General features: G+C 33.2%; 11 protein-coding genes and 1 tRNA gene. 4 read left to right on the top strand and 8 right to left on the bottom strand.

The annotated features are described in order from the left end of the window. Position 1: 1 nt before the first annotated feature. From M6G78_RS03620 to M6G78_RS03585, 8 genes are all read right to left on the bottom strand, one after another. Positions 2–721, bottom strand: a complete 720-nt coding sequence (locus M6G78_RS03620; protein WP_253229629.1) for a YoaK family protein — start codon at positions 719–721, stop codon at positions 2–4. Positions 722–883: 162 nt separating this feature from the next. After that, positions 884–1,453, bottom strand: a complete 570-nt coding sequence (locus M6G78_RS03615) for an ANTAR domain-containing response regulator (protein ID WP_138267906.1) — start codon at positions 1,451–1,453, stop codon at positions 884–886. A gap of 30 nt (positions 1,454–1,483) precedes the next feature. After that, positions 1,484–2,779, bottom strand: a complete 1,296-nt coding sequence (locus M6G78_RS03610) for a glutamine synthetase family protein (RefSeq protein ID WP_138267907.1) — start codon at positions 2,777–2,779, stop codon at positions 1,484–1,486. A gap of 8 nt (positions 2,780–2,787) precedes the next feature. Then, entirely contained in the window at positions 2,788–3,519 is a 732-nt protein-coding gene (locus tag M6G78_RS03605; RefSeq protein WP_253229628.1) for a glutamate synthase, read from the bottom strand. Further along, complete coding sequence (locus M6G78_RS03600) at positions 3,516–4,751, bottom strand: NAD(P)/FAD-dependent oxidoreductase (protein ID WP_253229627.1); 1,236 nt, start codon at positions 4,749–4,751, stop codon at positions 3,516–3,518. Before M6G78_RS03600 ends, M6G78_RS03605 begins: the two co-directional genes overlap by 4 nt. 2 nt (positions 4,752–4,753) lie before the next feature. After that, positions 4,754–5,188: a 4Fe-4S dicluster domain-containing protein gene (locus tag M6G78_RS03595; protein WP_138267910.1), complete on the bottom strand. Its 435-nt coding sequence runs from the start codon at positions 5,186–5,188 to the stop codon at positions 4,754–4,756. Between the two features lie 3 nt (positions 5,189–5,191). Beyond that, complete coding sequence (locus M6G78_RS03590) at positions 5,192–6,697, bottom strand: glutamate synthase-related protein (protein ID WP_253229626.1); 1,506 nt, start codon at positions 6,695–6,697, stop codon at positions 5,192–5,194. A 1-nt stretch (position 6,698) separates the two neighbouring features. Next, the gene (locus M6G78_RS03585; protein WP_138267912.1) at positions 6,699–7,805 is read right to left on the bottom strand and encodes a glutamine amidotransferase family protein; all 1,107 of its coding nucleotides are present in this window, start codon (positions 7,803–7,805) and stop codon (positions 6,699–6,701) included. Positions 7,806–8,203: 398 nt separating this feature from the next. Between M6G78_RS03585 and M6G78_RS03580 the strand changes: the two genes are divergently transcribed. The 4 genes from M6G78_RS03580 to M6G78_RS03565 all read left to right on the top strand — a co-directional run bounded on the left by M6G78_RS03580 (position 8,204) and on the right by M6G78_RS03565 (position 13,559). Further along, the gene (locus M6G78_RS03580) at positions 8,204–10,288 is read left to right on the top strand and encodes a glutamine synthetase III (RefSeq protein WP_253229625.1); all 2,085 of its coding nucleotides are present in this window, start codon (positions 8,204–8,206) and stop codon (positions 10,286–10,288) included. Positions 10,289–10,387: 99 nt separating this feature from the next. Then, positions 10,388–12,130, top strand: a complete 1,743-nt coding sequence (locus tag M6G78_RS03575; protein WP_138268038.1) for an ammonium transporter — start codon at positions 10,388–10,390, stop codon at positions 12,128–12,130. A gap of 159 nt (positions 12,131–12,289) precedes the next feature. Next, positions 12,290–13,339: an alcohol dehydrogenase catalytic domain-containing protein gene (locus tag M6G78_RS03570; RefSeq protein WP_253229624.1), complete on the top strand. Its 1,050-nt coding sequence runs from the start codon at positions 12,290–12,292 to the stop codon at positions 13,337–13,339. A 135-nt stretch (positions 13,340–13,474) separates the two neighbouring features. Further along, a tRNA-Tyr gene (locus tag M6G78_RS03565) sits at positions 13,475–13,559 on the top strand. Positions 13,560–13,561 lie beyond the last annotated feature (2 nt).

The following is a 13,561-nucleotide window of genomic DNA, read 5'->3' as shown; positions in this document are numbered from 1 at the left end:
TTTAATGTCCCGCAGGTTTTCTATAAAGTAGATCATGTTCTTTATATGTATCCCCGTATATAAATATAGCTAAAGTTATTAAAAGAGGAATAATAGCAAGCCATATTGATTTTTCAACAAGAAAACTACAAGCAAATGTTAATATAAATCCACCTATTACAAAGAAGAATAACATACATAAATGAGTTAAGCATTTATTTAACAATGTATAGTCTTTTTTCCTTATGATTCTTGACATCGCTATTCCTATTTGTCTTAAATGATTAGTGCAAAAAGTTGTGGACATTGGAATGCCTTCAGCTTGTCTGAATGTATTATACTGCATTGAAGCAATAAAATTAATGGATACCTGTACTATTTGATTTGGAAGTGTAAGAGGAATAAGCCCCATGATAAAAAGAACAATTATTTCAAAAGCGATAAGATACGTATCCCATCGTAAAAATCCCAGTTTTTTTATTGGAGAGGGGAGAGATTCTGATATGAAAGCTCCGAGAAAGTAAGCAGTTATTGGAATTAAAAAATAAAAACCGTGTGATATGTTTCCTTTTCCAAATGCGATTGCCATCATTACAAAGTTTGCTGTTTGTGCATTACAAAACACACCGCCTCTTAGATTAAAAGTATATGCTCCCATCATTCCTGCACTGCACATCAAAAGCAAATATACCAGTTTCGATTCACAAAAAAGGTATTTTGAATTATTTTTTTCTTTATTCATATTCTTACCTCAAAACATGTTATGTTTTATAGTATAGAACAGTAGCAATAAAACTTCAAGTGTTAAAGAAATATGATTATTTCCTGGGTAATAAAAAGAAGAGTCATATATATGACTCTTCTTTTGGGTAAAATTATATATTAAAGTAAAAATGATAGATAACTACATTATATTATATTTTATTAAAATATCTTTAGCTACCAAGTATCTGCTTACTCTTTCATTCATTGCCTGTTTTTCTATATATTTATGTGCCTGTTCTTCATTAAGCTTTTCATTTTCCATTAAAATAAGTTTTGCTCTGTCTACAATTTTAATTTCTTCTATTTTGTTTCTTAGCTTTTCATTTTCTTTTTTTAGATTTAAGAGTCTGTTCTTAAGTGCCATTTGCATTTTAAAAGCTTGATAAAACATAGGTTTAATAATTGGTTTTTGAAGTACAAAAACCCCTGCAAATTCAACATCAGCGCTTATTTGTTCAACAATTTCGCTTTTTACCATTAAAATTGTTCCTATATTGAGCCTTGCAAAATCCAGGCTAAGTTGAGTTCCTGTTTCTTCTTTTAAAGGAGTATTTATAATTGCAACAGCTACTTCGTTGTTTGTTACATATCTTCTTGCCTTTGAAGCAGAGGATGTCGTGATTATTTGAACATTATGATATTCTTTTAATAGTTGACATAAAGTATCTTTTGCTTTTTCGCTATATGAAACTATCAATACTTTATCCAAATAATCACCTCCCAATGATATATACTTTTTTTACTCAGTTAAAAAATATTTAAGTTCTTGAATGTCTTCGTCTATTTGTAAATCTTTTTTTCTTTTATTGACAAAGTTATATACAAGATTTTCTCCAAGACATTCTTTTACGAATATACTGTTTTCAAAAACGCCAAGTGCTAAACTAAAATTATCTGCAAGATTATCAAAATTTTCTATTTTTGTATCTTGGGTAAAATATTTCAAATTAGCATTTTCGTTTAATTCTTCTTTTTTCTTAATACCCTCTAATCCTGCATTGATTACAAGAGCAAAAGCCAAGTAAGGATTAGCCGTAGGGTCAAGACTTCTTAATGTAATCTTGCTTCTTTTTTCAATATAGTCTGTTATTTTAATAAGAGTATTAGGGTTCTTCTTTGACCAAGTAATTGATTTTGGCGCATAAAATTCCCCAAATCTTTTATATGAGTTTCTTGTTGGATTTAAAATTGCGGTTATTTCTTTTATTCTGTTCATGATTCCTGCAATAAAATATTTTGCATCTTTAGAATCTTCAAGTCCTTTTGATAAAATATTTTCATTGTCTTTAAATACAAGAAGATTAAGATGAAGCCCGCTGCCTGATAATTCTTTTAGAGGTTTAGGCATGAAAGTAGCATATCCGCCGTTTTTATTTGCAATTGCTTTTACAATCCATTTGAATGTAACAAAATCATCTGCAGCAAGCAAGGCTTCGGAGTTTCTAAATATTATTCTGTTTTGTCCGGGGCCTCTTTCATGATGAGAACTTATAGGAGTTATTCCCATTTCTTCAAGAGTAAGGCAAATTTCTCTTCTGATATTTTCTCCCTTGTCAACAGGGGAGATATCAAAATATCCTGCTTCATCATAAGGCATTAAAGTAGGCTGTCCTTCGTCGTCTGTTTTGAAAATATAAAATTCGCATTCAGTACCTACTTTTATTGTATATCCCATTTCCTTTGCTTTGTTAACTGCTTTTGTAAGAATTCTTCTTGAGTCATTTTCAAAATTTTCTCCATTTGGATACTTTACATCACAAAAGAATCTTGCAACCCTTCCTTCCGATGGTCTCCAAGGAAGAATTGATAAAGTAGTCGGATCCGGAAATAAAAGTAAAGTATTGTTTTTTTCGTTTGAAAATCCGTCTATGGCAAATCCGTCAAAGGCTATTCCGTTTTCAAAAGCATTTTGCAGTTCATCTGACATTATAGCTATATTTTTTTGAATGCCGAATACATCACAAAATGCAAGTCTTATAAATTTAATGTCATTTTCTTTAACGAAATTGATGACTTCCTTTGTAATATTATTCATATACCCTCCTAATGATTAGTATATAATTGTTTGTATGGACTTTTTGTGTTTGGAATTATAATATAAAATTTACTTTCTATAATATTATCATAATCTTTATTAAAATAATTACAATATTTTTTTATATTATCTTTTATTTCCTCTAAATCTTCTTTTTCTGCTTCTTTAACGATAAGTTTATCACCTTCAAATACAGGTGGGTTATTTGTTCTAAGATAAATTTTACCCCCATGCATTCCCGTTGCACAGAAATTACCCATTGGAATTTCTTTATCTTCATATCCCAATCCTAATACAACGATATTTCCTCCTGCTTGATATTCTCCAAGGAATGAGCCGGTTTTGCCTCCAACGATTATTGCAGGTTTTTTATCTTTATAGGCTTTCATATGGATACCTGCTCTGTATCCTACATCACCCTCAACATATATTGTGCCACCACGCATTGCATATCCCGTTGCATCTCCGCTTGAACCGTGGATTACAATTTCACCGTCATTCATTGTATCACCTGTCGCATCTTGTGCATTTTCATTTATGGTGATTTGTGCACCGTCAAGATATGCGCCTACTGCATTTCCAGGTACTCCGTTTATTGTAAGATTAACTTTAGACATACCTGCACCTATAAATCTTTGTCCCATTACATCATCAATAGTTATGTCTAAATCTTTTAAAGCACAAGCTTTAATCTGTTCGTTTATTTGTCTGTGTTCAAGTCCTTTTGCCCCAAATCTCATAACTTTTTACCTCCAAGCTTAGAGTCTCTGTAATCTCTTGAAAATGCCATAAGTCCCGGATTATCTTTAACTAAATCAAAATCTATGTCATTTAGATTAATTTTTTCTCTTATTAAATAAGTATATATTCCGGCTTTATCTACATCTCCTATGATAATGAAACCTTTAAGAAGATTATTTTTATATACAAGTTTCTTATATTCATTTTCATTTTCTACTATATATTCTTCACCGTCGTAGTTTCCTGCTGTTACCATATGAAGACCAAATAATCCAAGAGAATTCATCGGCATTGCATTTTTATAGGATTTTTCTCCTCCTGCCATGTTTACTCCTGCTGTTTCGCCTTTAAAGTAAGCATTTGGAAGAAGTGCAAGGATGATATTTTGATCTCTTGTAATATCATAACTTTCAGTACAGTCTCCTGCAGCATAAACATCTTTAATTGTCGTCAACCCATGTTCATCGGTTATAATACCTCTGTTTACTTCACATCCTATTTCCTTTGCTAAGTTTACGTTTGGTCTTACACCTACCGCAACTACGAATATATCATAATCAAGCTTTGAACCATCTTTTAGGGTAGCTTGTTTTTCATCAATTTTATCAATACTGTTACCAAGGATAAATTTAACACCTTGGTTTTCAATATGTTTTTGGACCAGTTTGCATCCTTTTTCATCAAGAATACTTGGTAAAATTCTATCGGCAAGGTCAACAACGGTAACATTTTTAACTTTATTGTTAATTGCTTCCGCACATTTAAGACCGATAAGTCCTGCACCTAAAATTAATACTTTACTATCTTTTGTAATTGCTTTTTTAAGATTTAACGCATCATCCAAAGACATAAAAGTAAATTTGTTTTCTACCTTTTCTTCTCCTTCAATGTGAGGTGTAAAAGGGGAAGAGCCGGTTGCAATCATTAGTTTTTTGAAAGGGATGTTTCTTTTATTATTAAGGACGATACATTTATTTTCATAATCGATTTTTTCCGCCTTAACCCCTTTTATCACTTCCACATTGTTTTTTATATAAAAATCATCTTCTCTATATCTCATTTTTTCCAAAGTTGTCTTTCCTTCAACAAGATAAGATATCAAAGGTCTTGAATAGATAAAATGATTTTCATCCGTAACTAAAGTTATATCACCTGTTTTATCAACACTTCTTATTCCTTCTATTGTTCCAATGGCGGCAATAGAACCGCCAATAATTACATATTTACTCATAATTAACCCCTTTCCTCGAAAACAATGGCATTATTTGGACATCCTTTAACACAGTTTGGTTCTCCAAAAGAATTGTTTGTACAAAATTCACATTTGTTTACAACACTGTTTTCTTCATCGGGATGAATTGCACCGTAAGGACAAACTAAAACACAAGTCAAACATCCAATACATTTTTCTTTATCTACACTGATAAGTCCGTCTTTTATTGATAAAGCACCACTTATACAGCTTTTTACGCATATTGGTTCTTCGCAGTGTCTGCAAGATACAGCAAAGTGAATTTGATCTTTATCTTCAACTCTTATATTAGGATAGATTTTCTTTCCTTTAAGAGCTTTTATCATATTGTCTTCTTTACTGTTTGCAAACGCACAGTTATATTCACATAGGTGACATCCAAGGCACCACTTTTCGTTGACGTAAATTCTTTTCATATTTTATTCTCCTGCATGTTTTATTCCAAGTATTTCAAGTTCTTTTTCGTTAAGACCTACACCTCTTAACATTAATCTGTTTCCTTTTAGGGCTTCTATTGAGTTTATTCCCATACCGCCCATCATTTCTTTTATTTCATGTTCCCAAGCGGTTACAAGGTTTACTACTCTTTTATATCCAATATCAGGATTTAATCTTTTTACAAGGTCTGGTCTTTGAGTTGCAATACCCCAGTTGCATTTTCCGCTGTGGCAGTTTCTGCATAAGTGGCAGCCAAGAGCCATTAATGCTGAAGTTGCGATATAAACACAGTCGGCACCAAGGGCAATTGCTTTTACTACATCTGCACTGCTTCTTATACTTCCTCCAACAACAAGAGAAACATTATTTCTTATTCCTTCACTTCTAAGTCTTGAATCAACACTTGCAAGGGCAAGTTCAATCGGAATACCTACGTTATCCCTGATTCTTGTAGGCGCTGCTCCCGTTCCTCCTCTAAAACCATCAATTGCAATTATATCTGCACCGCTTCTTGCGATACCGCTTGCTATTGCAGCAACATTATGAACTGCGGCAATTTTTACGATAACTGGTTTTTTATATCCGGTTGCTTCTTTTAAAGAAAGAACAAGCTGTCTTAAATCTTCAATTGAGTAAATATCATGATGAGGAGCGGGGCTTATTGCGTCGCTTCCTTCAGGAATCATTCTTGTTTTTGAAATATCAGGTCCGATTTTTTCTCCCGGTAAATGTCCTCCAATACCAGGTTTAGCACCTTGTCCCATTTTTATTTCAATAGCCGCTGATGTATCAAGATAATCTTTATGTACACCAAATCTACCTGATGCAACTTGAACTATTGTATTTTTTCCATATTTATAAAAATCTTCGTGAAGACCACCTTCACCGGTGTTATACATTATTCCAAGTTCACTTGCTGCTCTTGCTAAACTTTCATGAGCATTGTAACTTATTGAACCATAAGACATTGCAGAGAACATTATAGGAACGTTTAGTTTGATTTGAGGAGGAGTGTTTGGAATAATATTTCCTTTATCATCTCTTTCAATTTTTACATTTTTCTTTCCTAAACTTACCTTTGTTTCCATTGGTTCTCTTAGGGGGTCAATAGATGGGTTTGTTACTTGAGATGCGTTTATAAGCATCTTATCAAAGTAAATAGGGTATTCTTTAGGGTTTCCCATTGATGCAAGAAGCACTCCACCGCTGTCAGCTTGACGGTAAATGTTTTCTATATGTTCAGCTTTCCAACTTGCATGAGGTTTAAAAGTATGATCGCTTTCAACGATTTTTAAAGCTTTTGTAGGGCATAGAGATACACATCTATGACATGCAACGCAGTTTGTTTCGTCACTTAACATAAGTTTGCTGTCTTCGTCATAAAAATGTACTTCATTTGCACATTGTCTTTCGCATACTCTGCACTGTATACATCTGTCTTGATTTCTTACCACTTCAAACTGTGGATGTATAAAATTAATTCCCATCTTATTCTACCCCCTTGTTTAATGTAACTATTACAGGTTCACCACCGGCAGGTGAGTAAATTTTATCTACTTGTTTTTGTATTATTTTTATTGCACTTTCTTCACTTGCCATATATACACTTTCTCCTTTTTCGGCAACAACCATTGAACGAAGTTTTAATCTGTCGTTAAGAGCCATAAGTCCTCCGTTAAAGCCTAAGATAATAGAGAAAGGACCTGTAATAAGTAGACTTGAAAACATAGTTCTTAAATATGAAAGTCTTTCTTTTTCTTTTTCGTCTTTTGTTTTTATTGTTTCCCAGAAAGGAGCAGCAACAACTTCAGCTGCTTCTTTTAATGTAAGTTTATTTTTTCTAAGCAAATAATCCATCATATATGTAATTACTTCTGTATCTGTTAGAAGATTACATTTATATCCAAACATTTCAATATATCTTCTGTTTGCATCATAAGAAGATATTTCACCGTTATGAACTATTGAGTAGTCAAGAAGACTAAAAGGATGGGCACCACCCCACCAGCCGGGAGTGTTGGTAGGGTATCTGCCGTGTGCTGTCCATGAATACGCTTTGTATTCATCTAGTTTATAAAATTCGCCTACATCTTCCGGATAACCTACTGCTTTAAAAGAACCCATGTTTTTGCCGCATGAGAATACATAGCAGCCTTGCATATTTGTATTTATATTCATAACGCATTCAACTACAAATTCTTTTTCGTCTAATTGAGAAGATTTTAGTTTAGATTCTTTTGGTAATACAAAATATCTATATATTAAAGGTTCGTTTGTGATTTTATCGATTTTTCTGGTTGGAATGATTCCTTGTTCGATAATATCAAAATGAGTATCTAAAAAAGCTTCACATTCTTTTCTTACAATATTGTCATCATAAAAAACATGAAAAGCATAATAATTTTTATATTCCGGATATATTCCGTAAGCAGCAAAACCTCCGCCAAGCCCGTTGCTTCTTTCGTGCATTACTTCAATTGATGTTATTATGTCTCTTCCGTCGGTTCTTTTCCCGTCTTTGTGAAAAATACCGCTTATGGCACATCCTGAAGGTATTCTTACATTTCCTTCTTTGTATCTTTCGTCAAATATCATTTTTACACCCCCAAAAAATAAAGCGCCCAATAAGCACATAAAAATAAAGTACTTATTGGACGCCGTTGTCCTTAATATTTAGTTAGTGTTATAAGTATAAACATAAAATTATAAAAATGCAAGAGAAATTTGTATTTTTTTTGAATTTTCTAAAAATTTAAAAAATTAAAAAAAATAACTTGACAAAAATAAATCCTCGTAGTAAAATCCATTCATACACAGCAAAGGCGCTGTAAGCAAAATGCTTACGGTGCCTTTTTGTTTTTAATAAGGCTCTTGTTAGATGAAATAATTATTAAATTTATAGTAGAAACCTAAAAGAAAAAATTGTATAATTATTTTATATGCAAAACTTATTAAGGTAGATACAAAATTAAACATGAAAGGATGTAAAAATTATGAGCGGAATACCCGAATTATTTGGCAGCAAGGTTTTTAATGACAAAACTATGCAAGAAAAATTACCGAAGGATACATATAAAAAATTAAAAGAAACAATAGAACAGGGAAAAAGACTTGATATAAGCATTGCGAATGAGGTTGCACACGCAATGAAAGAATGGGCACTTGAAAATGGTTGTACACATTATACTCATTGGTTCCAACCAATGACAAGTTTAACAGCTGAAAAACATGATGCATTTATCGAACCTGACGGAGATAATGTTGTTTTACGTTTGTCAGGTAAAGATTTACTACAAGCAGAACCTGATGCTTCATCTTTCCCATCAGGCGGACTTAGAGCAACAAACGAAGCAAGAGGATATACTGTTTGGGATCCTACAAGTTATGCTTTTATTAAAGATAATACTTTATGCATTCCTGCAATTTTCTGTTCTTACAATGGTGAAGTTCTTGATAAAAAAGCTCCACTACTTAAATCTATTGAAGCAATCAGTAATCAAACAAAAAGATTATTAAAACTTCTTGGAAAAGAATGCAGCGGTGCTAATACATCAGTTGGGGCAGAACAAGAATACTTTATTATTTCAGAAGAAATGTATAAGAAAAGACCTGACCTTATCTATACAGGAAGAACATTATTCGGTTCACCTTCTCCAAAAGGTCAAGAACTTGATGACCATTACTTTGGTTCAATAAAAGCACAAATTTTAGAATATATGGAAGATTTGGATAAAAGCCTTTGGGAATTTGGTATTACCGCAAAGACAAGACATAACGAAGTTGCCCCTGCGCAACATGAGCTTGCACCTGTATATTCATCAACAAATGCAGCAACAGACCAAAACCAAGTTATGATGGAAATGATGAAAAAAATTGCAAGAAAACACGGGCTTGTATGTCTTCTTCATGAAAAACCATTTGAAGGCATAAACGGAAGCGGTAAACATAATAACTGGTCTATCACAACAAAAGAAGGAGAAAATTTATTATCTCCGGGAAACGACCCTAAACAAAACATGCAGTTCTTATTAGTTCTTGCAGCAGTTGTAAAAGCAGTTGACGAACATCAAGATTTACTTAGAATTTCTGTAGCAAGTGCAGGTAATGACCATAGACTTGGTGCAAACGAAGCTCCCCCTGCAATTATCTCTATATTCCTTGGAGATGACTTAAAAGGTGTAGTTGATGCAATTATTTCAGATAATGATTATAAGAGCGAAGGAAAAACAAAATTCTCATTAGGTGCTACTGTAATTCCTGATTTAACAAAAGATACAACAGACAGAAACAGAACATCACCTTTCGCATTTACAGGTAACAAATTTGAATTTAGAATGGTTGGCTCAAAAGACTCTGTTGCTTGTCCTAACATGATTTTAAATACAATTGTTGCAGATGCATTTAGTGAATTTGCAGATAAATTAGAAAAAGATAATTCAGAAGAAGCAATCAAAGCTTTAATTAAAGAAACATTTACTGCTCATCAAAGAATTATTTTCAACGGAGACGGATATTCTGATGAATGGGTTGAAGAAGCTGCTAAGAGAAATCTTTTAAATTTAAAAACAAGTGCAGAAGCAATTCCTTATTACAGAAAGGAAAACAATGTAAAATTATTTGAAAAACATAAAGTTCTTTCTAAAGATGAACTTGAAAGCAGAACAGAAGTTTTACTTGAAGAATATGCAAATGTACTTTCAATTGAAGCAAAAGCTACCCTTGAAATGGCAAAAGGTTCAATCCTTCCTGCTTGTATAGCTTATGTAAAAGAAGTTGCAGAAACATTACAAGTTAAAAAGGCAGTTTGTCCTTTAGCAAACAGTGATGTTGAAGAAAAAACAGTTGTAAGAATAAGTGATTTAAATGCTAAACTATATAATTCAATTAACGTATTAGAAGAAGGTTTAAATGAAGCCGATAAAGTTGAAGATGCAGAACAAAGAGCAATGGCATTTAAGGAAAAAGTATTTGATAATATGGAAGAAGTAAGAAAATATGCAGACGAACTCGAAACAATTGTTGACAAAAAATACTGGCCATATCCTGCATATGGTGACATCTTATTTAGTGTTCAATAAGAATATAAATTAAATAAATCAAGGCACAAAGGCGTGTATGTAATCTTTATATTTACATACACGCCTTTTTATTTTATATATTTTAGGAGGAAAAGAAAAATAGGAACAACATTTTCTGCTCTTGATACTATTTGGGTATTACTTGGAGCAATATTAGTATTTTGGATGCAAGCGGGGTTTGCAATAGTAGAGGGAGGTTTTACCAGAGCAAAAAATGCAGGTAACATTATTATGAAAAACTTAATGGATTTTGTTCTTGGTACCATTATTTTCTGGGTACTTGGTTTTGGCATAATGATGGGTGATGATATTGGTGGAATTATAGGTAAAGTGGATTTCTTTATTAGAGGAAACTATGATAGTACTTTCCCTACAATGGCCTTTATTATTTTCCAAACTGTATTTTGCGCAACGGCTGCTACAATTGTATCCGGTGCAATGGCAGAAAGAACAAAGTTTATTGCATATTTAATTTACTCGGCTGTAATCAGTGCAGTTATTTATCCAATTTCAGGTCACTGGATTTGGGGTGGTGGTTGGTTAAGCCAACTAGGATTCCATGATTTTGCCGGTTCAACTGCGGTGCATATGGTAGGAGGAATATCTGCTTTGGTAGGTGCAAAGATTTTAGGAGCAAGACTTGGTAAGTATGATAAAAATGGAAAGAGTAAAGCTATTCCCGGACATAACATTGCTTTAGGCGCTCTTGGTGTATTCATCTTATGGATGGGTTGGTTTGGATTTAACGGTTGTTCAACAGTTGCAATGTCAACAGATGCAGATATGGTTTCTGCGTCAACAATTTTCGTAACAACAAACATGGCAGCAGCAGCTGCTGCATTAATGAGTTTAATTGTTACTTGGGTTAGATACGGTAAACCTGATGTTTCAATGACTCTAAACGGAGCTTTAGCAGGACTTGTTGCTATTACGGCAGGTTGTGATATGGTTTCTACTACAGGTGCTTTCTTTATTGGTGCAATCGCAGGTGTGCTTGTTTTATTTGCAGTTGAATTTATTGATCATAAATTAAAAATTGATGACCCTGTTGGTGCAATCGCAGTTCATGGATGCTGTGGTGCGACAGGAACACTTTTAACAGGTTTATTTGCAGTTGACGGCGGTTTGTTCTATGGTGGTGGAATTCATATGTTCCTAACTCAACTTTTAGGTGTTGCGAGTGTAGCCGTTTATGTATTTATCGCAATGTTTATTGTATTTAAAATAATTGATAAAACAGTTGGTTTAAGAGCTAGTGAAGAGGAAGAAATCTTAGGTCTTGACATAACGGAACACGGACTTGTAAGTGCATATGCAGACTTTGCTCCTGCAGGAGATTTCTATTATTCATTGGATGATGAAAGTGAAGTCCTTGGAATTGAAACACAACCTACAACAGCTAAAGAAGAAATAAAAGAAGTTGTACCTACTACTCAAACAACTCCGGTTGAAGATGATATTAAAGTTACAAGACTTGACAGCGGTATAAGTAAAGTTACTATAGTGATTAATAAAGATAAATTTGGAGCTTTAAAAGCCTCAATGCAAAAAATCGGAGTTACGGGTATGACAGTAACAAACGTTCTTGGATGTGGTGTTCAAAAAGGAAGAAAACATTTCTATCGTGGTAGTGAAGTAGAATCTATTTTACTTCCTAAATTAAAGGTAGAAATCGTAGTTGCGGCAGTTCCTGTAAGAACAGTAATCGAAGAAGCGAAAAAAGCTTTATATACAGGTAATATCGGAGATGGTAAAATCTTTGTTTACGGACTTGACAATGTTGTTAAAATCAGAACAGGTGAAGAAGGCTTTGATGCTCTACAAGAACCAGAAGAAGAATAATAAAAAGACTTGTACATTATGTACAAGTCTTTTTAATTACTTATTAAACATTTATAAATTTTAATAAAATAAAAATTCCCTTTGCAAATTTTTTCAGTATTGTAATATATTTCATTCTCCATTAAACTGTAATTAAGAAAAGATTAAGGAGAATAGAATATGAAAGCATTAATTTTTAACGGACCGAATGATTTTTATTATGGGGATATTGAAACACCCGAGTGTCCTGAAAATGGTGTACTTATAAAAGTTATATCAGTTGGACTTTGCGGTTCTGATATAAGAACTTTTACTTCGGGACATAAAAAGGTAAAACCTCCTTTTGTAATAGGGCATGAGGTTGCAGGTATTATTGAAAAAAGTGACAGTGAATATTACAAAGAAGGTCAAAAAGTTATGTTAAATCCGGGTATAACTTGTGGAAAGTGCAGTTATTGTACATCGGATAAAAATATTAAGAATCAATGTAAAAATTTAATAGTGCCTGGAATGAATTTTTATGGCGGTTATGCTCAGTATATGGCAGTACCTGCAGTTGGTTCAACTCCTGAATTTTTACATATTTTACCTGATGACTTTAATTTAGACCTTGCTCCGTTATCGGAAACATTGGCAAGCGTATATTCTACACATGATTTTATCAATGTAACAAAAGGGGATACGGTTCTTGTAATAGGGGCAGGACCTCTTGGAAATTTACATAGTGCAATGGCAAAATTAAGAGGAGCTAAAAAAGTTATATTATCAGAAGTAAACCAGCCTAGACTTGATAAAGCAAAGAGATTTGATTATATAGATGTGTTCGTAAACCCAACAAAAGAAAGCTTGGAAGAAGTCGTTATGAGAGAAACAAACGGAGATGGGGTAGATGTTGCAATTACAGCCTGTCCTGTAGGTTCTGCGCAGGAAGAGGCCACTCATTATCTCCGTCCAAGAGGAAAACTTTTATTATTTGGCGGACTTCCACATGATAACTGCCGTGTAAATTTTGACAGTAACTTAATTCATTATAAAGAACTTCAGCTTTGCGGAGGTTATAGTTTTGACCCTGTTTCATTTAAAGCGGCTCTTGATTTAATAGTAGAAGGAAAAATTGATGCAGGAAAATTTATAACACACGCAATTCCTTTAAAAGAAATAAAACATGGCATTGAAATGACAAGAACAGGGGAAGCTATAAAAGTAATTTTAAAACCATGGGAAGAATAAAAAAAGAGCAGGACAACCTGCTCTTTTTTTTGGTAAACATGAAAATTATTGATAATAGTTTTGTTATTTTATTAATATAATTATAATCTATTGACAAATGGGGTATAATATATTAAAATATTATAGCATATTCACGGGGGAGTGCCCGAGTGGCTAAAGGGGGCGGACTGTAAATCCGTTGGCTCAGCCTACAATGGTTCGAATCCATTCTCCCCCACCATT

The organism is Anaerofustis sp. NSJ-163, assembly GCF_024135845.1.
Classification (GTDB): domain Bacteria; phylum Bacillota; class Clostridia; order Eubacteriales; family Anaerofustaceae; genus Anaerofustis; species Anaerofustis butyriciformans.
This window is presented reverse-complemented; position numbering and strand designations above follow the sequence as displayed.